Below are 19,015 nucleotides of genomic sequence, written 5' to 3'. Positions count from 1 at the left end.
CGGGTCGGACCCTGGTTTACCGGTTTAAAGGAGCGCAAAATGGTCCGCCCTCTCCGTAACTACCCCGCCGGAAGTTGCCTGCACATGGTTCAGCGCGGTGATAATCGTCGCCCTTGTTTCCACAATGATCAGGAGCGCCAGCGGTACCTGGAACTCATGGAATGTCTTGGTAAGAAATACCGCTGCGACCTGCATGCGTATGTGCTAATGACGAACCACGTCCACATCCTGCTAACTGTTCATGCTCAAAACGCGCAGTCCATGTTCATGAAAGATTTGTCGCAACAGACGGCGCATTGGGTCCATTTGCGCCATGGCAGTACAGGAACGATGTGGGATGGCCGCTACCATTCCTCGCAGATCGACAGCGACGCGTATTTGTTGACATGCCAGCGTTACATTGAACTCAACCCTGTGCGAGCCGGAATGGTGGATTTGCCTGCAGCGTACAAATGGTCCAGTTATCGGCAAACGCAGAGGGTAGGGAGAGTTCTCTTTTAACGCCCCACCCGGTCTTCTTAGGACTGGGAAGTGATGGTGCTGCTCGCAGGCAAGCCTACCGAGCTTTGTTTGACGTACCGCTGGAGGAAAAGGATCTGCAGCGGATTCGGTTTGCGGTGCAGAATGATTTTGCGTTGCGCAAAACCGGGAGATCAGGGTCTGACCCAAGGGTCAGACCCGCTATGCGCGCTCGCGGGTGACGCGGTTGACGCCGGCGACTTTTCGCACGTTGCGGATCAATGCGGCCAAGTGGACGCGGTCTTTCACTTGAATCGTGAAGCGCAGCTGGTGCAGGACGTGCTCCCTATCCTCATCCATGCCGACGAAGGTGATGTTGCCGTCGCTTTCGCCGATTTCGGCGGCCACCCTGGCCAGGATGCCTTTTTCGTTATTGATGATCAGGCGAATCCGGCTGTCGAAGCGGCGGTTGATTTCCGTGCCCCATTTGACTGCGATCCAGCGTTCAGGCTCTTTCTGCTTCGAACGCTTGGCCACCGAACAGTCGCCGGTGTGCACCTGCAGGCCCTGGTCGCGGCGCAGCTGGCCGACGATGTGGTCGCCGGGGATCGGCAGGCAGCATGGCGCCAGCTGCACCGACACGCCTTCGCTGCCGTAGATCGTGACCGGGTCGAGTTCTTTCGGGCTGGTGTGCTCGATCGGCGCGCTGGCCGATTCTCCGCCCAGTAGGCCGAAGATGTGGCGCGCCACCAGCGCGGCCATGCGCTTGCCGATGCCGATGTCGGCATACAGTTCTTCCATCGACTTGGCCGATGATTCGTTCAGCAGGCGTTCCATCAGCGGCGGCGGCAGCTCGCCCGGCACGCTGATGGCGTCCAGCGCTTGCGCCAGCAACTGCTGGCCGAGGCGAATCGATTCCGGCAGGTTGATGGTGCGCAGGTGGTGGCGGATCGCGGAGCGCGCCTTGCCGGTGCGGACGAAGGACAGCCAGGTCGGGCTCGGGCGCGAGTTCGGGTCGGTGACGATCTCCACGATGTCGCCGTTGCGCAGTTCGGTGCGCAGCTGGGCCGCTTCGCCGTTGATGTTGACCGACACCGTGTGGTCGCCGATCCCGGTGTGGATCGAGTAGGCGAAGTCGATCGGCGTGGCGCCGCGGGGCAGGGCGATGATCTTGGACTTTGGCGTGAACACGTAGACCGAATCGGGGAACAGGTCGACCTTGACGTGCTCCAGGAATTCGGCCGAGTCGCCGGTCTGCTGCTGGATGTCGAGCAGCGATTGCAGCCAGGCGTGGGTGCGCTGCTGCATGTCCGAGATGTTCGCGTCGTTGCTCTTGTACAGCCAGTGCGCGGCCACGCCCGATTCGGCGGTGCGGTGCATCTCCTGGGTGCGGATCTGGAATTCCACCGGCGTGCCGTAGGGGCCGATCAGGGTGGTGTGCAGCGACTGGTAGCCGTTCAGCTTGCGGATCGCGATATAGTCCTTGAACTTGCCCGGCATCGGCTTGTACAGCGAATGCAGGGTGCCCAGCGCCACATAGCAATTGGGGAAGCTGTCGACCACCACGCGGAAGCCGTACACGTCCAGCACCTGCGAGAACGACAGGTGCTTGGAGCGCATCTTCTTGTAGATGCCGTAAAGGGTCTTCTCGCGGCCATAGACTTCGGCCTCGATGCCGGCCATGGACAGCGTGTTCTTCACCGCGTCGAGGATCTTTGATACCACTTCGCGCCGGTTGCCGCGTGCCGCTTTCACGGCCTTGGCCAGCACGTGGTAGCGCACCGGGTACAGGTGGGAGAAGGAAAGGTCCTGCAGTTCGCGGTAGATGTTGTTCAGGCCAAGGCGGTGCGCGATCGGCACGTAGACTTCCATCGTCTCGGCGGCGATGCGGCGCTTCTTGGCCGGGATCATCACTTCCAGCGTGCGCATATTGTGCAGGCGGTCGGCCAGCTTGATCAGGATCACGCGCACGTCCGAGGCCATGGCCAGCAGCATCTTGCGGAAGTTCTCCGCCTGCGCTTCGATCTGGCTCTGGAACTCGATTTTTTCCAGCTTGGACAAGCCGTCCACCAGGTGCGCCACCGGCGCGCCAAAGCGTTCGATCAGCTCGTCCTTCTTGACGTCCTGGTCTTCCATCACGTCGTGCAGCAGCGCGGCCATGATGGCTTGCGCGTCCAGCTTCCACTCGGTGCAGATCTCGGCCACCGCGATCGGGTGCGAGATGTACGGCTCACCCGACTTGCGTACCTGGCCCAGGTGCATCTCATCCGAGAAACGATAGGCTTCCTTGACCTTTTTCAGGTCGGCCTCGTTCATGTACTCGGCCAGTTTTTCGGTCAGGTGAGTGATGGTCGCAACGCCCGTGGCCATGGTTGGCGCAGCCAGCGGCGAGCTGGAAATCGCTTGTGCAGAAACGTCAACGCCCGGCTGTTGCTTAGCCGGGCGCCGTGCCCGCCGTGCGGGCTGTTCGCTGATGTTGGGATCGGCGGAAGTCAGGTTCATATCGGGAACAAGAAGGTTCCCAGCTTACATAGGGACCTTTTTCAGCATTTCCAGGCCTACCTTGCCGGCGGCGATTTCACGCAGGGCGACGACGGTTGGCTTGTCCTTGGCTTCGACCTTCGGGGTGTGGCCTTGCAGCAGCTGGCGTGCGCGGTAGGTGGCTGCCAGGGTCAGCTGGAAGCGGTTAGGGACATTCTTCAGGCAATCTTCAATAGTAATACGGGCCATGCTTAACTCCTGGGTAAATTCGATACTGAATGCGTCGGTGATTATTCTGCGTGGTCGGCGTGGATGCCCAGTTCGGACATCAACTTGGCATTGCGGGCGGCTTGTTGCGCAAACCGGCAACGGGCCGATCGGACGATCGCGCTTAGCTCCGACAAGGCGACCGGGAACTCTTCATTGATAATAACATACTCAAACTCGGGCGCGTGGGCGATTTCGCCGCCCGCAGCCAGCAGGCGGCGGTTGATCACGTGGACCTCGTCCTGGCCGCGTTTGTGCAGGCGTTCTTCCAGCGCCGCGAACGATGGCGGCAGGATGAAGATGCCGGCCGCTTGCGGGAACTGCTTCTTGACCTGGCGCGCGCCCTGCCAATCGATCTCCAGCAGGATGTCGGTGCCGGCCTTCATCTGCTCTTCCACGAAGATGCGCGAGGTGCCGTAGTAATTGCCGTGCACCTCGGCCCACTCCAGGAATTCGCCTTCGGCAGCGCGCTTTCGGAAGTCTTCCGCGCTGGTGAAGAAATATTCGCGGCCATGCTGCTCGCCCGGACGCGGCTGGCGCGTGGTGGTCGAGATCGACAGCTTGATGGCCGGTTCCTGTGCCAGCAGGGCATTGACCAGCGTAGATTTACCGGCGCCGGATGGCGCTGCAACCATGAACAGGCTGCCGGAAAAATGTTGGCTCATTTGCAATTCTCAAAAGCTAGGCTGTCGCCCAAAGAGGTATTTTACCAAGGAGCAAGCAGAGTTGAAACCGGGTGCGCACGCAGTGCTTGACACTGGACCGACCGGTCTATAGAGTAAACCGCATGAACGCCCAACTGACCACCCGCGAGCGCCTGATCAACGCCATGATCACCACGCTGCAACATCGCGGCCTGCATGGCGCCGGCCTGAGCGAGATCCTGGCCACGGCCAAGGCGCCGAAAGGCGTGATGTACCACCATTTCCCCGGCGGCAAAGACCAGTTGGCCGTGGCAGCGATCGAAGCCACCTTCAGCTTCCTGCTCTACAAGCTCGACTCTTACATGGAGCGCGAAACTGACGTGCTGGCGGCGCTGCAAGCGTGGATCCTGCGCGCGCTGCGTGGCCTGGACGACAGCGAGTTCGAACTGGGCTGCCCGCTGGCCGCCGTGGCACTCGAGTCCACTGCCGACGACGTCGAAATCCGCGACGCGCTGAAAACCGGCTTCGCCAATCTGCGTGGCCGAATGGCCGATGCCCTGGCGCAGGCGGGCCACGAACGCCAGCGTGCCGAGGGCATCGCCGCCCTGATCCTTGCCGCCTACGAAGGCGGTCTGCTGCAAGCCCGCGTGGCGGGCGACACTGCGCCGATGGTGCAGACCATGGACGCGCTGATGCCAATGCTGAAAGTGGAGAAAAAAATATGAGCCATATGCCTGCCGCCGCCTTGCTCCTGGCGGAAAAACTGGAACTGCGCGCGGCCGACGGCTATCCCTTGTCCGCCATGCGCTACCGCGCCCGCGGCCCTGAGAAGGCGCGCTTGCTGCTGGCCGGCGCCACCGGCGTGCCGCAGGGCTTCTACCGCCGCTTCGCCGAATTCGCGGCTGGGCAAGGCTACACGGTGCTGACTTTCGACTACCGCGGCGTAGGCGGCTCGGCGCCGAAATCCTTGCGCGGCTTCGAGGCCAGCTTCCTGGACTGGGCGCGGCTCGATTTGAATGCCGTGATCGAATTCTTTGCGCCTGCGGACAGCACGCCGCTGTACATGGTTGGCCACTCGTACGGCGGCCATGCACTGGGCCTGGTACCGAACCATGAAAAAATTGCCGGCGTCTACCTGTTTGGCGTCGGCGCTGGCTGGCATGGCTGGATGCCGCGCATGGAACGCCTGCGCGTGCTGGCGATGTGGCATGTGGTCGGTCCGCTCGTCACGCGCTGGAAAGGCCGCCTGGCCTGGAGCAAGCTTGGCATGGGCGAGGATTTGCCGATGGGCGTGTATCGCCAGTGGAAGCACTGGTGCAAATTCCCGCGCTACTTCCTCGATGACCCCCAAGTGCCGGAAATCGCGGACGGTTTTGCCAAGGTGCGCACGCCTATCCTCGCGTTGAATGCAACCGACGACCTGTGGGCGCCGCCGCTCTCGCGCGATGCGCTGATGTCCGGCTACCGCAACGCGCCGTGGCATGGTGTAGATATCGACCCGGCCGCCGCTGGGCTGGGCAAACTGGGACATATGGGCTACTTCCGCCAGCACGCCGAGCCTTTGTGGGCGCGCACGCTGGAGTGGTTCGATGGTCTTGGGCGTTAACGCTTCGCGCCCAACACGCGCAATAATTCCTGTGCGGCGGCCGGTGCGCGCTCTTTGGCGCCGTTGATGAAGTAGACGAAGGCGTCGCGCTTGCCGCCGCCGGTCCATTCCTGCGCCTGTGCGGCCCACTTCTTCAATGCAGGCATGGTGTAGCCGGTAATGATGCCGCTTTGCGCATCCATCAGCCGCGCGTAGACGAAGTCGCCGGTCACCTCCGTAAAGTTGGGGAATTTCGGCGAATCCGTGATGACCGTCGCGACCTTGTGCTTGTGCGCCAGCTTCAGGTACTCAGGGCACATGAAGCTGTCATGCCGCGCATCCAGCACATGCTGCAGTTTGCGCTTGCCCAGCTTCTTGGGTAGCAGCTTGAAAAAAGCCTCCAGGTCGTCCGGGTCGAAGCGCTTCGTGGCTGCCAGTTGCCACAGGATAGGACCCAGTTTGTCGCCCAGCTCGGCCAGGCCGCTATCCATGAAGCGCTCGATCGACTCTCCCGCCTCGCCCAGCACCTTGCGGTTGGTGGCGTAGCGCGAAGCCTTCACCGCAAACACGAAATCGTCCGGCGTGCGCTCGGCCCAGCCGGCAAAGTGCTCCGGCTTGGCGTTACGGTAGAAGGTGCCGTTGATCTCGATGCTGGTCAGCACGCTGCTCGCATATTCCAGCGCGCGCTTGAGCGGCACCTCGGGAGGGTAGAAGGTTTCTCGCCAGGGAGCGAAGTCCCAGCCGCCTATGCCAACGCGGATGTTCATGTCGATTTTCCGTAGTAGAGTTTCGAACACACTTCAAGGAGGATGCCAGAAATGCGTATATCCCGCCTGTTCGTTTCGCTGCTCGCCGCTGGATTGATGGGAGGCGCCGCCGCGCAATCGCTGTCACCTGAAGAGGAACGCATCGTCGCCCTGGTCAAGGCCAATTCGGGCCAGGCGCTGGTGCTGCTAGAGAAAGCGGTCAACATCAACAGCGGCACCATGAATCACAACGGGGTGCGCGAAGTGGGCAAAGTGTTCCGTGCCGAACTGGATCAGCTGGGATTCAAGACCCAATGGATCGACATGCCGAAAAAGATGCAGCGCGCCGGCCACCTGGTCGCCACGCGCGAAGGCAAGCAAGGCAAGCGGGTACTGATGATTGGTCACCTGGACACCGTGTTCGAAGCGAATTCTCCGATGCAGAAGTGGCAGCGCCAGGGCGAACGCGCCAGCGGCCAGGGCGTCAATGACATGAAGGGCGGCGACGTCATCATCATCGAAGCGCTGCGCGCACTGCATGCGGCGGGAGCGCTGGATAACACCACGATCAGCGTGATCTTCACCGGAGACGAGGAAAATGCCGGCGACCCGAAAGAAGTATCGCGGCGCGAGATGATCAACCTGGCCAAGCGCAGCGACGTCGCGCTAGCGTTTGAAGCCACCGAGCTCGATAAAAACGGCAAGGCCACCGGTACCGTCGGCCGCCGCTCCTCGACGTCATGGAAGTTGGAGGTGACGGGCAAGCAAGGCCATTCCTCCGGCATCTTCAACGCCCATGCCGGTTACGGCGCAGTGTACGAAACCGCCCGCATCCTGGACGCCTTCCGCCAGCAACTGCAGGAACCGAACCTGACCTTCAGCCCCGGCCTGATCCTGGGGGGCACCGAAGTGACGTACGAAGGCGCGGCGGCCAAGGGCACGGCCTTCGGCAAATCGAATGTGATCGCCAAAAGCGCGCTGGTGAAAGGCGACCTGCGCTTCCTGACGCCGGAACAGGGCGAGCAAGCGCGAACCCGCATGCGCTCAATCGTAGCGCAAAGCCTGCCCGGCACCAGTGCCGAGATCCGCTTCGAAGACGGTTACCCGCCAATGGCGCCAACCGAGGGCAACCTGAAAGTGCTGGAAATGTATTCGAAAGCCAGCGCCGACGCCGGCCTCGGCCCGATCGCCGCATTGCCTCCTGGCCTGCGCGGCGCCGGCGACGTGCAATTCGTGGCGCCGCATGTGGACAGCCTGGATGGCCTCGGCGCGACCGGCAAAGGCGCCCACGCGCCGGGAGAAGACCTCGATGTCCGCTCAATCGAGTACGGAGCGATCCGGACCGCGGTTCTGCTGTACCGCCTCACAAGATAAAAGTCGGGGTCAGGTCTGGCAATCGGACATTCAGGCCTGGGCCCGGCACCGGCTTTGGATCAGCAGCCGCCCTTGCAAGAACCAGAAGCAGGCAACCGGTAACAGCATGAGGCCGCCACCCAGGAAGTCCTGGGCAGTCAACGTGGCAGAAGGTTCATAGCCGCGCAGGCAATTGTTATTCGCGCAGATGAAGATGAATTCGACGATAAACAGCGGGATAGGGGCGATGTAGAGCAGGGCGTGGCTCAGGCTGCGCCGGAAGGCCAGCCACTTGGCGGTGATGCCAAAGTAGGCAAGGCTGGCGAGCAAAGCTGCTGCGCCAGCGTTGAAGTGGATCTTGAAAAGCAGAGCGAAAGCGTCGCCCACCGGCCTACTCCAGGTTCTGGACCTGTTCGCGCATCTGCTCGATCAGCAGCTTCAGTTCCATCGAGGCGTCGGCCAGTTCCTTGACCGAGGCTTTGGCGCCGAGGGTGTTCGCTTCGCGGTTCAATTCCTGCATCATGAAGTCCAGGCGCTTGCCGACCTGGCCACCCTTTTTCAGGATGTGGCGGGTTTCGCTGAGGTGGGCCGACAGGCGGCCCAGTTCTTCGGCCACATCGATGCGGATGCCATACAGGATCACTTCCTGGCGAATACGCTCCATCGCGTCCTGGCGCGACATGGCAGTATTCGATCCCTGGCAAGCCAAACCGAGCGCCTCCTGCATGCGTTCCACGGCTTTTTGTTGGAATTGTGCAACTACCTGAGGAATGAGTGGGGTAATTCGTTTAACGATGGCTTCCATCGCGTCGATGCGCGAAACCAGCATCGCTTCCAGCGCCGCGCCTTCGCGCTGGCGGCTCTGGACGAAGGCTTCCACAGTCCTGGTCATCAGGGCCGAAACGTCGGCCTGCAGCGATTCCTGGCCGATTTGTGCTTCTTCGACAACACCAGGCCAGCGAAGTAGTTCGGCAACACTCATCTGTGCCGCGCCGCTGAAATGCTGGCTGACTTCGCCTTGCAGGCGCGCCAGTTCATTGAGCAGGATTACATTCAAGGCTTGGGTGCCGGCGGCAGCGGCTTTGCGGCCAAAGCTCAGCCGCAGCTCTACTTTGCCGCGGGTAATGGCGCCCATGATGGCGGATCGCAAATCGGGTTCGAGCGCGCGCAAGTCGTCGTTGATGCGGAATTGAAGGTCAAGGAAGCGCGAATTGACGCTCTTGATCTCAATTGTCAGCGTGCCCGCCGCGCTTTCGCTGGTGGCCACGGCGTAGCCAGTCATGCTGGAAATGCTCAAAGGATATCCCCGATTTTGTCTTTGTCTTTACAATATATTGCTTTGTCCCACACAATCCCGGTTAGTTGAAGCGAGGAAACTTATGGCAGCTCAGAACAACGCTCCATTACCGGATGGTCTGGAAATTGCTGGATACCGCATTGTAAAGAAAATTGCGTCAGGCGGGTTCAGTATTGTGTACCTGGCCTACGACGCAGAAGGTAATGCGGTAGCAATAAAAGAATATTTACCAAGCAGTCTTGCATTGCGTCAAGAGGGCGAGATGGTGCCTGTGGTCACAAAAGCGAACCTGCCGGTCTTCAGGATCGGACTGAAGTGCTTTTTTGAGGAGGGCCGTGCCTTGGCAAAGATTTCACACCCGAATGTTGTAAGGGTGTTGAATTTCTTCCGTGCCAACGAAACTGTCTATATGGTAATGGCTTACGAGTCGGGCCATTCCCTGCAGGACCACATCCAGCGCCAACGCAGCAGGGGACGCAATTGCAGCGAGGCCTTCGTGCGCCAGATTTTCACGCAGGTGCTGAAGGGGTTGCGCGAAGTGCATACCAACAAGCTGCTGCACCTGGACCTGAAGCCGGCCAATATTTACCTGCGCACGGACGGTACGCCCATGTTGCTGGACTTTGGCGCGGCGCGCCAGACCGTCAATACCGACAGCCCGAAGCTGATGCCGATGTACACCCCCGGCTTCGCACCGCCCGAGCTGTACTCCAAGACCGAGGCGCTTGGCCCATGGACCGACGTCTATTCGATTGGCGCCTCGATGTTCGCCTGCATGCTTGGCCAACCGCCGCAGCCGGCCGACCAGCGCCGCAAGGAAGACAAGATGGAACCGCACTTCCAGAAGCTGGAAATCCTCTATTCGCCAGAGCTGGTGAAGCTGGTACGATGGACTTTGCTTATCGATCCGCTGGCCCGGCCGCAAAGCCTGTTCGAACTGCAGAAACTGCTGGCGCAGGCGCCGGCACCGAAAGAACCGCCGCCTCCGCCGGGGGCATTAGAAAAACTGGGCAAGCTGGCAGGCAAGCTCGGATTCGGCCGCAAAAAGGATGCGGCCCCGCGCCAACAATAAGGAGCCCATGCCATGCAATTCGCCGTTTACCAGGAAACGCATATCGGGGGCCGCAAGGTTAACCAGGACCGGATGGGCTACAGCTTCACGCGCGATGCGTTGTTGCTGGTGCTCGCCGATGGCATGGGAGGCCATGCGCGGGGTGAAATCGCCGCCTCGATCGCTACCCGCACTATTTCCCAGATGTTCCAGCAGCAGGCCACGCCTTACGTGAAGGGGGCAGAGCGCTTCCTCGAAGAGGCTCTGGCAACTGCGCACAATGACATCCATACGTACACGATGACTCACAACATGCCGGAGTCGCCGCGTACAACCATCGTGGCCTGCCTGGTGCAGCACAATACCGCCGTGTGGGCACATTGCGGCGATTCGCGCCTGTACTGGGTGCGCAATGGCCAGGTGCACGGCCGCACGCGCGACCACTCGCATGTCGAGAACATGATCGAGAAGGGCCTGATCCCGGCGTCGGCCCGCAATACCCACCCGGACCGCAACAAGCTGTATGCCTGCCTTGGCGCGGGCAGCGCGCCGCGCATCGAGATATCCGGCCGCGCCAACCTGCTGCCGGGCGATACGCTGATGCTGTGCTCCGATGGCCTGTGGTCGATGTGCACCGATGAAGAGCTGGTGCAGATGCTGACTACCCAGACCGTGGTGCGGGCGGTGCCTGACATGCTGGCGACCGCGCTGCGCCGTGCCGGCGATACCAGCGACAATGTGACGGCGCTGGCCATCATGTGGCAGGGCGCGCTGGTGGCCGATGGCACGCCGACCACCCACGGCGGGTCGACCGTGATTTCGACCGAGCAGTTGCCGGACGATGTGGTCAGCACCACCATCCACGGCGCCAAGACCGAAGTCGACGTGTTCGATGATGACGAAATTGAAAAGGCGATCGCCGAAATCCGCGGCGCCATCGAAAAATCTACCCAGTTACTGAAATAGGAATTCCATGAGCACTGTGAACCGCCCGAGCGGCCGCGCCGTCGATGCGCTGCGCAACATCCGCATCACCCGCGACTATACCAAGCACGCCGAAGGTTCGGTGCTGATCGAATGCGGCGACACCAAGGTGATTTGCACGGCCAGCATCGAAGAACGCGTGCCCGGCTTCCTGAAAGGCAAGGGCCAGGGCTGGATGACGGCAGAATACGGCATGCTGCCGCGCTCGACCCATTCACGCATGGACCGCGAGGCGGCAAAAGGCAAGCAAAGCGGCCGCACCCAGGAGATCCAGCGCCTGATCGGCCGTTCGCTGCGCGCTGCCTTTGACCTGGAGGCCTTCGGAGAGCGCACCCTGCAACTGGACTGCGACGTGATCCAGGCTGACGGCGGCACCCGTACCGCATCGATCACCGGCGCCATGGTGGCGGCTTATGACGCCTTCTCCAAACTGAAGGCACGGGGCATGATCGAAACCATCCCGGTCAAGCATTTCGTGGCCGCAATCTCGGTTGGCGTGTACCAGGGTGTTCCTGTGCTGGACCTGGACTACCTGGAAGATTCGGACTGCGACACCGACATGAACGTGATCATGACCGATGCCGGCGCCTTCGTGGAAGTGCAGGGCACAGCGGAAGGCGCAGCCTTCGACCGCGCGGCCATGAACCGCCTGCTGGACCTGGCCGAAGGCGGCATCCGCGACCTGGTCAAGCTGCAAAAGCAGGCGCTCGGCCTGTAATCGCAAGTGGTTTACAATGTCGGCTCTCTCTTACGAGCCGACATTCATGACACAACGCATCGTTCTCGCTTCGAACAACAAGGGCAAGCTCAAGGAATTCAACGAGCTGCTCTCGACCATTGGTTTCTCCGTCCATCCGCAAGGCGAATTCGACGTGCCGGAAGCCGATGAGCCTTTCCACACTTTTGTCGAAAATGCATTGGCCAAGGCGCGCCATGCGGCCCGCTTGACCGGCTTGCCGGCTCTGGCCGACGATTCCGGCGTGTGCGTCAATGCCTTGGGCGGTGCGCCTGGCGTTTATTCCGCGCGTTATGCAGGCGAGCCGAAATCGGATGCGCGCAACAGCGAAAAACTGATCGCCGACCTGGCGGCACATGCCGACAAATCGGCCTACTATTACTGCGTGCTTGTCTTCGTGCGCCATGCGGATGATCCGCAGCCGGTGATTGCCGATGGACGCTGGGAAGGCGTGATTTCGCCCGAAGCACGCGGTGAAGGCGGCTTTGGCTACGATCCGTACTTCCTGATCCCATCGCTGGGCAAGCACGTGGCCGAGCTCGCACCGGAAGAGAAGAACCGCCTGTCGCACCGCGGCCAGGCCCTGCGTGCCCTGGTAGAGAAGCTGAAGAAATGATTCCGATTAAGCCGGTCGGCAATGCCGTACCAAGCCGCACCATCGACAGCGCCGCCGGCGTCGCTGCAGCCTACCTGCGTCCAGGCGCGCTGAACCTGCAGGCTTTGCCGCCGCTGTCGCTGTACATCCACTGGCCGTGGTGCGTACGCAAGTGCCCGTATTGCGACTTCAACTCGCACGAGGCGAAGGGCGACGTACCGGAGAAGGAATACCTGGACGCGCTGCGGCGCGACCTCGAAATGTCGCTGCCCCTGATCTGGGGGCGCAAGATTTACACCATCTTCATCGGCGGCGGCACGCCGAGCCTGATGTCGGCAGCCGGCATGGATCGCCTGATGTCGGACCTGCGCAGCCTGCTGCCGCTCGATGGCGCATGCGAAATCACGATGGAGGCCAATCCCGGCACCTTCGAGGCCGAAAAATTCCGCTCCTACCGCGACAGCGGCGTCAATCGACTGTCGATCGGCATTCAGAGCTTCAACGGTGAACACCTGAAGGCGCTGGGCCGCATCCACGATGACGGCGAAGCAAAGCGCGCAGTGGAAATCGCACTGGCGAACTTCGACAACTTCAACCTTGACCTGATGTACGCGCTGCCGAACCAGACGCTGGAACAGGCGCACCAGGATATCAAGACCGCAATCGGCTTCAAGCCGCCGCACCTGTCGCTGTACCACCTGACGATGGAACCGAACACGCTGTTCGCCAAATATCCTCCGCAGCTGCCGGACGACGACCTGAGCGCCGACATGCAGGACATGATCGCCGAGCTGACCACCGCGAACGGATATGGCCACTACGAAGTATCGGCCTACGCCCAGCCGGGCCACCAGGCGCGCCACAACCTGAATTACTGGCAGTTTGGCGATTACCTCGGCATCGGCGCCGGCGCCCACTCCAAGCTGTCTTTCCCGCATCGCGTACTGCGCCAGGCGCGCTATAAACAACCTAAGTCCTACATGGATGCGCTGGCTGCCGGCAATCCGGTGCAGGAAGAGCGCGAACTGTCGCGTGACGAAATGGGATTCGAGTTCATGCTGAACGCCCTGCGCTTGCAAGGCGGCTTCGCGCCGAACCTGTTCGCCGAACGCACCGGTGTGGCGCTCAACACGATCGAGAAGCAGCTTAACGAGGCCGAAGCCAAGGGCCTACTGTACCGAGATCATATGCTGATCAAGCCCACCGAATTGGGCCAGCGCTTCCTTAACGACCTACAGCAGATGTTCTTGTAACAGACAGCCTGAGCGCTGATGTCGCAGGCAGAATCCGGCCAAGAGCCGACCTACGCGCGCATTTGAGGAAGAAGAATGACGGAAGAAGAGTGCTTGAGGATTGCTGAAGCGTATTTGTCGTCGTATACCATTGAGCATACGCGGCCTAGCCGAATTCAGAGAAAAGAAAATGCGCGATGGGAAGCAGCTTTTCTCATTCCAAAGGCAAGCGACCCTTCTGTTGCCGCGATTGATCCTCCTGACGTGCGGGTATGGTTAACGCTTCAGAATGGCGAAGTCGAATGGATTCACCAAATGTAAGCGGCAGCAATGTGGCCGGAAAATCGGCCACTACCAGGCATTCGAATGTGAAAGGCGGCAATGAAATTGGAGCATGAAAACGAGTTCAACGAACTGCTGAAGTACGTCGATTTCTTTGCGACTGCCGTTTGGCGAATTGACCCAGCTTCCGAAGTCCACCCGTCAAATGTGATTGAAGAAAGTGTCAAGAAATTCGGCAAGTCAAAAGCGCTGCTCATAGGCTTGCGCCAGGCAGCAAACGATACCGTCGAAGAATCCCGTCGTTGGAACTCTGAGATACGAACAAATGTCGATGAAAAATTCAGGGCTGCCGGCGTAGTTACTGTGTCAGAGATAACCCGCCGGTATGCTTCAAGCTACAAGCGCATCGTCAGTCGCGGCTTTATCAAGAATGAGACAGAATATTATGTCATCAATGCGATTTTGATAGACCAAAGTAACTCTATTTCAGATGTCGAAAGAGCGAGTCTCCAGCGGCTTACTGACGCATATGAAGGTGCTTGATTTCCGCAGCCAAAACCGGACATCTCCGTTTTTTTAAAGGTATGAATCGATGCGTCAAATTTTGTCTGCCGGCCTTCTTGCGCTCACAGCTTTGTCAGCCAGGTCCGCTGAAACCTTAGAGACCGACACCTATCGCTTGGAAATGAAAGGCGATTGGAAAAAGAAGCCTGCCAATGATGCTGAGCAATTCACGCTCGTATCACGTATGAAGGGCATAAGCTTGACTATCTCAACCATGAAGTTGAAGGAGACGGTAGTTGACCTTGAGCGAATGACGAGAAAACTTCAAGAAAGTCGTTTGAGCGGCGAAGAATCTGCTGGCAAGAAGTTCAACCGGAAAATTGTAATCGCGGAGCCCCTTATTACAAAGGCGGACCGTGGATGGCACCTACAATACTTTGGCAATGACAACACCGGCCGCAAGTTCAGATATTACGGCATCGTTGTCCCGGGGAAGTTGATGAGCATCTACGCCGAGTCTTCGAGTGCAAATCTCGAACAATTGGAGGAAGTGCTGCAAGAGATTTTCAAGGGCCTTCAGTTCTGACCATAGAGCCCGCACGTTCTTATTGGACAGAAAACGAATGGGGGGAACTTAGTTCCACTTAATAGCAGATGCATCATCCAAATGAACGAGTACAATCGGCCAAAAGCCGCCTGTCATTTTTTATTAAGGGACGTCAGCGTTGATGGGTGCCACTAACTTGGCTGGGCGATTTCTGAAAGTGAACCACGCTGGAGAGCACGGTGCCGTTAATATCTACGCAGGGCAGATTTTCATGGCGCGACTAACCGCACGATCCATGGTCGCTGAGCTCATTGAATTCAAGTCACATGAAGAGCGACACCGAGCCATATTCTGGTCGGAACTTCAGCGACGAAATCGTCCGCGCTGCAAGAGCTATTGGCTCTGTGGAATGGGCGGCTTCATTCTTGGTTTGGTAACAGGGGCGTTTGGGCGTCGCGCTATTGCGGCGACTACAGTAGCAGTAGAGCGCGTGGTTCTTCGCCATCTTGAGCAGCAGCTTGCGTTATTGTCGGATAAGGACGAAATGGCATCCCAAGCAATTGCTTCGATCGTTACTGAGGAGCGGCAGCATCACGATCAATCGGCCACCCATATTGCACTTGATCGGTTCTGGTCGAGAATTTTGTCGCCTATAGTGTCCGCCGCTACGGAGGCAGTCATTTGGATTGGCATGCGGGCATGAAGCCCAACCAGGTTGGGCGCAAGTCGGCCAAATGCGGACTGCCAGGCTGCGTAGCCGCCCATGCTATATTGCTAATTTGCGAAATATGACTGGTTAGAAGCTTGTATGGCTCGTAGGCGCGAACTTAAGAACATTGCTTCTGGATTGCTGTGTTCCTTCATTAGCCGTAACAATGACGTTGGTGGGTATTGGGGAATTGGGAAGCTATGCTTACTTGCGCAAGATAGTGCAACAACAGGCGTGGAAATTGACCTTCTTTCCAAGACTGTGCTTCCAGAATCCACAGAATTTTCCAAGCTGCTGCAAGGCTATAATTCGTTCTTGCAAAGGCATCTTGCTGCTCGAAATATTCCTGACTGCTGGATTGCATCGGCAATTGTCGAACTCGATTTCAACCCGAAAGAACAACCCGAAAAGCAGGTCCCGATCATCACGTGGGGAAAACTATTCAAGCTCTCGGTAACAATTCTGGACGATAGGAGCAGGAAGCATACAGTTTCGACCTACAGTTATTGCGCTCCACATAATTCGAGGAAAGAACATCAAAGTGTTGGCCTCCGCTACTAACCACGCGCCTTTACTCGACACTCATGCCGTGGGCAGAGCCCGGCCAACAACAGACATTTCTATCATGCGGATCCGCTCTATACGCCAACGTAAGAAACTACACAAAAACTGGTTGATCGACATCCTCGCGGATGCAAGTCAGAGTCGTTTCTGGCGCCAGCGACTTTTCTCCTCCCACCCTGGAGAGATCCACACCATTGATCGGGATAATTGCCAAGAGCTACCCGAGTATCTGTGCTCAGTGATTCAGCGTTACGAGCTGCGCTATTCCGTTTATGTAGCTGCGGCGTCGGAAGGGCCAATGTGGCTAACTGAAGGTGGTTTGTTGCTCTTCAAGTTTTGGGCGAGCGAATTTCCGACCGTTCATGATTTTAGTGGCAACAACCCTAACGTTTTGGGTACCTTGCGGCCAGTAGCGGACTGTAAATCTAGACAAGAATCAGATAAGAAATCATGACAGGCAGAGTTCATGAATATTGATCGCCATTCTCGCAACCAGCTGGCCGAGGCCATTCGGGCCCTAGCTTCTGGATTGATCACGAACGATGAGTTTGAGCGAAAACGCATGCCGCACAACATGAGTGATCCGGCAGTAAATGAAGTCTTCTCTAGTGGGGCCTGGTGCCTATATTCGGACTTGAAAGCGTATCGTCTAACAGGGAAGCAAAAACTGGATGGTCCAACTAGGAAGGAAATTGCGCGGTGGGTTCTTTTCTTGAAAACTGACTTGCCTTACGAGTGGCCGGTTCCAACCTTCCAAGAGTCATTTTTTCGCTTCTTTGGCAACTTGTTTACCTTTGGAAGATTCAATCGACGATATCAAAACGAGATTGCGCTCCTGGGAGATACTGAGGTTTGGCCATTTTTGCGGAGAAGTGATTTTGAAGCGGCACTTCGAGATCCCAAATACCTAAATGCGATCTAAAACTCGTTCAACGCGGACGCGCTGAAGCGCACCGGTTAATCCAACGTTGACCGTCCGCTTTGTAGAGCGACAAAGGTCCGCAAAGGGGCGGAAGCCGTCGGTGGCTTGGTACGCTGTACCAGGCCACCCTCGGACTCGGCCAATTCCGCTAGCGCCTCAGAACTCTTCCCATTCATCGTTGGTCGCTGCCGGGGCGCGACGTTCGGTTTTGCTGCGGCGATCTGAGGGGCGATCTGCTGTGGGGTTTGCATTTTTTCCGGCTGCGCGGGCGGTTGCGCGCGGCGCGGAGCGCTGATCAGGGGCAACGAGGCGCTTCGTGCTTGCAGCAGGTGCTACGGAGGATGCAGCATTACCATTTTCTGCGCCGTATTCGACCACGCGGGCGGCAGGGCGGGGCTTGGCGCTCCAGCGAGCCACTGCCTCGGTGCCAAGTCTGAACGAGGCGGCGACCTGTGCCAGCTGGGCAGCCTGCTCCTGCATGCTGGCGGCTGCGGCTGCGGCTTCTTCCACCAGCGCGGCATTCTGCTGCGTCACCTGGTCCATCTGGCCGATGGCTTGGTTCACTTCGTCGATGCCGACGCTTTGCTCGCGGCTGGCGGAAGTAATCTCGCCCATGATGTCGGTGACGCGGCGCACGCTGGTCACGACATCGCCCATGGTGGTACCAGCCTGCTGGACCAGCGACGTGCCGGCGTTTACCTGCGCCACCGAGTTGTCAATCAGTTCCTTGATCTCTTTTGCGGCCGCGGCCGAGCGTTGTGCCAGGTTGCGCACCTCGGAGGCGACCACGGCGAAGCCGCGGCCTTGCTCGCCGGCGCGGGCTGCTTCGACGGCGGCGTTCAGGGCGAGGATGTTGGTCTGGAAGGCGATGCCGTCGATCGTGCCGATGATGTCAACGATCTTGCGCGAAGAAGCGTCGATGGAGCCCATGGTTTCCACCACCTGGCCAACAATCTCGCCGCCGCGTGCCGCCACGTCAGATGCCGCTTGCGCGAGCTGGTTGGCTTGATTGGCGTTGTCGGCATTCTGGCGCACGGTGGAAGTCAGCTCTTCCATCGAAGAAGCGGTTTCTTCCAGCGAGCTGGCTTGCTGTTCGGTGCGCGAGGAAAGGTCCAGGTTGCCTTCTGCGATTTCGCTGGAGGCGGTGGCGATGGCGGTGGTGCCGGTTTGCACCTGGCTCACCACGCGGCGCAGCGCGTCGTTCATGCCGCGCAGGGCTTTCATCAGGTCGCCGATTTCATCGCGTGCCGTCTGTTCCTCGAATTGCGTGGTCAGGTCGCCCTCGGCCACGGTGTTGGCGATGCCAAGCGCGGAGTTCAGGGGAACAGTGATGCTGCGCGAGATGACCCAGGCCGCCCAGCCGCCAAAGGCCAGAAGCAGGACGCCAAGGGTCAGCATCAGGCGATTGCTGCGAGCGTTGGCTTCATTGATCCTGGCCGCCGTGGCGTCGATGGATTTGCGCTGCTGCGCCAGCAGTTCGTTGACCTTTTCCTGGTAGGCCTTGGCGGCAGGTTCGAACACCTCCCGGTACAGGCGCTCGCCTTCCGCCGCATCGCCGGCCTTCTTGGCGTTCATTACCTGGTTCTTCGCGTCCTGGTATTTGTTGCGGATGGCGACTGCGTCCTGGTAGATCTTGCGTTCCTCGTCCGTCTCCAGCAAGCCCTCGACAGACTTCAACAGCTCGGCGCCGCGCTTGGCGCTGTCGGCAATCACGGTAGCGAAGGTGGTCGACAGTTCGGCATCGCTGCTGCGCGCGATCAGTTGTGTGCGTGCGATGGCCGAGTAGATCAGCACATACCAGTCCGATACGATGCGTTCCTTGGCCAGCGGGCGTTCCATCATGGCGCGCGTGGCGTTGGCAGTGTCGTTGGAGTGGTACAGGGCGTAGCCGGTGCCGATGGCCGACAGCAGCAGGACGATGCCGAAGCCTGCCGCGAGGCGGGACCCGATGCGGAGCTGGGACAGGAATTGCATACAAACCTCCGGTAGGTTAGGGCACTAGTATGCACCTAATAGTTGCGTGGTAGATATCCCGTTGCAAGGCTGCAACAGCAAGT

General features: G+C 59.3%; 23 protein-coding genes. 16 read left to right on the top strand and 7 right to left on the bottom strand.

Annotated elements, in window-relative coordinates; genetic code table 11:
* Positions 1-39 precede the first annotated feature (39 nt).
* Entirely contained in the window at positions 40-501 is a 462-nt protein-coding gene (locus ACN9MZ_RS23195) for a transposase (RefSeq protein WP_426339221.1), read from the top strand.
* A gap of 180 nt (positions 502-681) precedes the next feature.
* Here ACN9MZ_RS23195 and ACN9MZ_RS23190 read toward each other — a convergent pair whose 3' ends face one another.
* From ACN9MZ_RS23190 to gmk, 3 genes are read right to left on the bottom strand one after another with little or no spacing between them, the layout of a single operon-like run.
* Positions 682-2,961 carry a RelA/SpoT family protein gene (locus ACN9MZ_RS23190; protein WP_426339220.1) on the bottom strand — a complete coding sequence of 760 codons (2,280 nt, stop codon included), beginning with the start codon at positions 2,959-2,961 and terminating at the stop codon, positions 682-684.
* Positions 2,962-2,985: 24 nt separating this feature from the next.
* On the bottom strand, positions 2,986-3,189 hold the full coding sequence (rpoZ, locus tag ACN9MZ_RS23185) for a DNA-directed RNA polymerase subunit omega (RefSeq protein WP_005665923.1): 204 nt from the start codon (positions 3,187-3,189) through the stop codon (positions 2,986-2,988).
* A gap of 41 nt (positions 3,190-3,230) precedes the next feature.
* Complete coding sequence (gene gmk, locus ACN9MZ_RS23180; protein WP_426339219.1) at positions 3,231-3,872, bottom strand: guanylate kinase; 642 nt, start codon at positions 3,870-3,872, stop codon at positions 3,231-3,233.
* A 122-nt stretch (positions 3,873-3,994) separates the two neighbouring features.
* Between gmk and ACN9MZ_RS23175 the strand changes: the two genes are divergently transcribed.
* Positions 3,995-4,576: a TetR/AcrR family transcriptional regulator gene (locus ACN9MZ_RS23175; RefSeq protein WP_426339218.1), complete on the top strand. Its 582-nt coding sequence runs from the start codon at positions 3,995-3,997 to the stop codon at positions 4,574-4,576.
* On the top strand, positions 4,573-5,457 hold the full coding sequence (locus ACN9MZ_RS23170) for an alpha/beta fold hydrolase (RefSeq protein ID WP_426339217.1): 885 nt from the start codon (positions 4,573-4,575) through the stop codon (positions 5,455-5,457). The genes ACN9MZ_RS23175 and ACN9MZ_RS23170 overlap by 4 nt, the downstream gene beginning before the upstream one ends.
* Here the strand turns inward: ACN9MZ_RS23170 and ACN9MZ_RS23165 are convergent.
* Positions 5,454-6,203: a DUF72 domain-containing protein gene (locus ACN9MZ_RS23165; protein ID WP_426339216.1), complete on the bottom strand. Its 750-nt coding sequence runs from the start codon at positions 6,201-6,203 to the stop codon at positions 5,454-5,456. The genes ACN9MZ_RS23170 and ACN9MZ_RS23165 overlap by 4 nt on opposite strands.
* Before the next feature lie 51 nt (positions 6,204-6,254).
* Between ACN9MZ_RS23165 and ACN9MZ_RS23160 the strand changes: the two genes are divergently transcribed.
* On the top strand, positions 6,255-7,556 hold the full coding sequence (locus ACN9MZ_RS23160) for a M20/M25/M40 family metallo-hydrolase (protein ID WP_426339215.1): 1,302 nt from the start codon (positions 6,255-6,257) through the stop codon (positions 7,554-7,556).
* Positions 7,557-7,586: 30 nt separating this feature from the next.
* Here ACN9MZ_RS23160 and ACN9MZ_RS23155 read toward each other — a convergent pair whose 3' ends face one another.
* A complete protein-coding gene (locus ACN9MZ_RS23155) occupies positions 7,587-7,922 on the bottom strand; it encodes a hypothetical protein (RefSeq protein WP_426339214.1) in 336 nt (111 codons plus the stop codon).
* Between the two features lie 4 nt (positions 7,923-7,926).
* Positions 7,927-8,817 carry a YicC/YloC family endoribonuclease gene (locus ACN9MZ_RS23150; protein ID WP_426339213.1) on the bottom strand — a complete coding sequence of 297 codons (891 nt, stop codon included), beginning with the start codon at positions 8,815-8,817 and terminating at the stop codon, positions 7,927-7,929.
* A gap of 97 nt (positions 8,818-8,914) precedes the next feature.
* Between ACN9MZ_RS23150 and ACN9MZ_RS23145 the strand changes: the two genes are divergently transcribed.
* The 12 genes from ACN9MZ_RS23145 (at position 8,915) to ACN9MZ_RS23090 (ending at position 16,958) form a co-directional block, all read left to right on the top strand.
* On the top strand, positions 8,915-9,904 hold the full coding sequence (locus tag ACN9MZ_RS23145; RefSeq protein WP_426342950.1) for a serine/threonine protein kinase: 990 nt from the start codon (positions 8,915-8,917) through the stop codon (positions 9,902-9,904).
* Positions 9,905-9,916: 12 nt separating this feature from the next.
* Positions 9,917-10,849 carry a PP2C family protein-serine/threonine phosphatase gene (locus ACN9MZ_RS23140; RefSeq protein WP_426339212.1) on the top strand — a complete coding sequence of 311 codons (933 nt, stop codon included), beginning with the start codon at positions 9,917-9,919 and terminating at the stop codon, positions 10,847-10,849.
* 7 nt (positions 10,850-10,856) lie between these two features.
* Positions 10,857-11,585 (top strand): ribonuclease PH, encoded by a 729-nt coding sequence (gene rph, locus ACN9MZ_RS23135; RefSeq protein ID WP_426339211.1) that lies wholly within the window; start codon positions 10,857-10,859, stop codon positions 11,583-11,585.
* Between the two features lie 46 nt (positions 11,586-11,631).
* Positions 11,632-12,219 (top strand): RdgB/HAM1 family non-canonical purine NTP pyrophosphatase, encoded by a 588-nt coding sequence (gene rdgB, locus ACN9MZ_RS23130; protein ID WP_426339210.1) that lies wholly within the window; start codon positions 11,632-11,634, stop codon positions 12,217-12,219.
* Positions 12,216-13,451, top strand: coding sequence for a radical SAM family heme chaperone HemW (gene hemW / locus ACN9MZ_RS23125; RefSeq protein ID WP_426339209.1), 1,236 nt, complete (start codon positions 12,216-12,218; stop codon positions 13,449-13,451). Before rdgB ends, hemW begins: the two co-directional genes overlap by 4 nt.
* Positions 13,452-13,526: 75 nt before the next feature.
* On the top strand, positions 13,527-13,751 hold the full coding sequence (locus ACN9MZ_RS23120; protein ID WP_426339208.1) for a hypothetical protein: 225 nt from the start codon (positions 13,527-13,529) through the stop codon (positions 13,749-13,751).
* Positions 13,752-13,811: 60 nt separating this feature from the next.
* Positions 13,812-14,255 (top strand): hypothetical protein, encoded by a 444-nt coding sequence (locus ACN9MZ_RS23115; RefSeq protein WP_426339207.1) that lies wholly within the window; start codon positions 13,812-13,814, stop codon positions 14,253-14,255.
* A gap of 49 nt (positions 14,256-14,304) precedes the next feature.
* Positions 14,305-14,802 carry a hypothetical protein gene (locus tag ACN9MZ_RS23110; RefSeq protein ID WP_426339206.1) on the top strand — a complete coding sequence of 166 codons (498 nt, stop codon included), beginning with the start codon at positions 14,305-14,307 and terminating at the stop codon, positions 14,800-14,802.
* 142 nt (positions 14,803-14,944) lie between these two features.
* Positions 14,945-15,466 (top strand): demethoxyubiquinone hydroxylase family protein, encoded by a 522-nt coding sequence (locus ACN9MZ_RS23105; RefSeq protein WP_426339205.1) that lies wholly within the window; start codon positions 14,945-14,947, stop codon positions 15,464-15,466.
* A 105-nt stretch (positions 15,467-15,571) separates the two neighbouring features.
* Positions 15,572-16,033 carry a hypothetical protein gene (locus ACN9MZ_RS23100; protein ID WP_426339204.1) on the top strand — a complete coding sequence of 154 codons (462 nt, stop codon included), beginning with the start codon at positions 15,572-15,574 and terminating at the stop codon, positions 16,031-16,033.
* 112 nt (positions 16,034-16,145) lie between these two features.
* The gene (locus ACN9MZ_RS23095) at positions 16,146-16,490 is read left to right on the top strand and encodes a hypothetical protein (protein WP_426339203.1); all 345 of its coding nucleotides are present in this window, start codon (positions 16,146-16,148) and stop codon (positions 16,488-16,490) included.
* A gap of 12 nt (positions 16,491-16,502) precedes the next feature.
* Positions 16,503-16,958 carry a hypothetical protein gene (locus tag ACN9MZ_RS23090; RefSeq protein WP_426339202.1) on the top strand — a complete coding sequence of 152 codons (456 nt, stop codon included), beginning with the start codon at positions 16,503-16,505 and terminating at the stop codon, positions 16,956-16,958.
* 156 nt (positions 16,959-17,114) lie between these two features.
* On the opposite strand, the gene ACN9MZ_RS23085 is transcribed toward ACN9MZ_RS23090, so the two are convergent.
* Complete coding sequence (locus ACN9MZ_RS23085; protein WP_426339201.1) at positions 17,115-18,932, bottom strand: methyl-accepting chemotaxis protein; 1,818 nt, start codon at positions 18,930-18,932, stop codon at positions 17,115-17,117.
* Positions 18,933-19,015 lie beyond the last annotated feature (83 nt).

The organism is Pseudoduganella sp. S-14 (genome assembly GCF_049913285.1).
Classification (GTDB): Bacteria; Pseudomonadota; Gammaproteobacteria; order Burkholderiales; family Burkholderiaceae_D; genus Rugamonas.
This window is presented reverse-complemented; position numbering and strand designations above follow the sequence as displayed.

Coding starts and splice junctions, on each gene's coding strand:
- ACN9MZ_RS23170 (WP_426339217.1), top strand. CDS start 4,573: ATGAGCCATATGCCTGCCGCCGCCTTGCTCCTGGCGGAAAAACTGGAA.
- ACN9MZ_RS23195 (WP_426339221.1), top strand. CDS start 40: ATGGTCCGCCCTCTCCGTAACTACCCCGCCGGAAGTTGCCTGCACATG.
- ACN9MZ_RS23085 (WP_426339201.1), bottom strand. CDS start 18,932: ATGCAATTCCTGTCCCAGCTCCGCATCGGGTCCCGCCTCGCGGCAGGC.
- rpoZ (WP_005665923.1), bottom strand. CDS start 3,189: ATGGCCCGTATTACTATTGAAGATTGCCTGAAGAATGTCCCTAACCGC.
- rdgB (WP_426339210.1), top strand. CDS start 11,632: ATGACACAACGCATCGTTCTCGCTTCGAACAACAAGGGCAAGCTCAAG.
- rph (WP_426339211.1), top strand. CDS start 10,857: ATGAGCACTGTGAACCGCCCGAGCGGCCGCGCCGTCGATGCGCTGCGC.
- hemW (WP_426339209.1), top strand. CDS start 12,216: ATGATTCCGATTAAGCCGGTCGGCAATGCCGTACCAAGCCGCACCATC.
- ACN9MZ_RS23165 (WP_426339216.1), bottom strand. CDS start 6,203: ATGAACATCCGCGTTGGCATAGGCGGCTGGGACTTCGCTCCCTGGCGA.
- ACN9MZ_RS23190 (WP_426339220.1), bottom strand. CDS start 2,961: ATGAACCTGACTTCCGCCGATCCCAACATCAGCGAACAGCCCGCACGG.
- ACN9MZ_RS23100 (WP_426339204.1), top strand. CDS start 15,572: ATGGCTCGTAGGCGCGAACTTAAGAACATTGCTTCTGGATTGCTGTGT.
- gmk (WP_426339219.1), bottom strand. CDS start 3,872: ATGAGCCAACATTTTTCCGGCAGCCTGTTCATGGTTGCAGCGCCATCC.
- ACN9MZ_RS23105 (WP_426339205.1), top strand. CDS start 14,945: ATGGGTGCCACTAACTTGGCTGGGCGATTTCTGAAAGTGAACCACGCT.
- ACN9MZ_RS23110 (WP_426339206.1), top strand. CDS start 14,305: ATGCGTCAAATTTTGTCTGCCGGCCTTCTTGCGCTCACAGCTTTGTCA.
- ACN9MZ_RS23090 (WP_426339202.1), top strand. CDS start 16,503: ATGAATATTGATCGCCATTCTCGCAACCAGCTGGCCGAGGCCATTCGG.
- ACN9MZ_RS23120 (WP_426339208.1), top strand. CDS start 13,527: ATGACGGAAGAAGAGTGCTTGAGGATTGCTGAAGCGTATTTGTCGTCG.
- ACN9MZ_RS23150 (WP_426339213.1), bottom strand. CDS start 8,817: ATGACTGGCTACGCCGTGGCCACCAGCGAAAGCGCGGCGGGCACGCTG.
- ACN9MZ_RS23145 (WP_426342950.1), top strand. CDS start 8,915: ATGGCAGCTCAGAACAACGCTCCATTACCGGATGGTCTGGAAATTGCT.
- ACN9MZ_RS23140 (WP_426339212.1), top strand. CDS start 9,917: ATGCAATTCGCCGTTTACCAGGAAACGCATATCGGGGGCCGCAAGGTT.
- ACN9MZ_RS23175 (WP_426339218.1), top strand. CDS start 3,995: ATGAACGCCCAACTGACCACCCGCGAGCGCCTGATCAACGCCATGATC.
- ACN9MZ_RS23160 (WP_426339215.1), top strand. CDS start 6,255: ATGCGTATATCCCGCCTGTTCGTTTCGCTGCTCGCCGCTGGATTGATG.
- ACN9MZ_RS23115 (WP_426339207.1), top strand. CDS start 13,812: ATGAAATTGGAGCATGAAAACGAGTTCAACGAACTGCTGAAGTACGTC.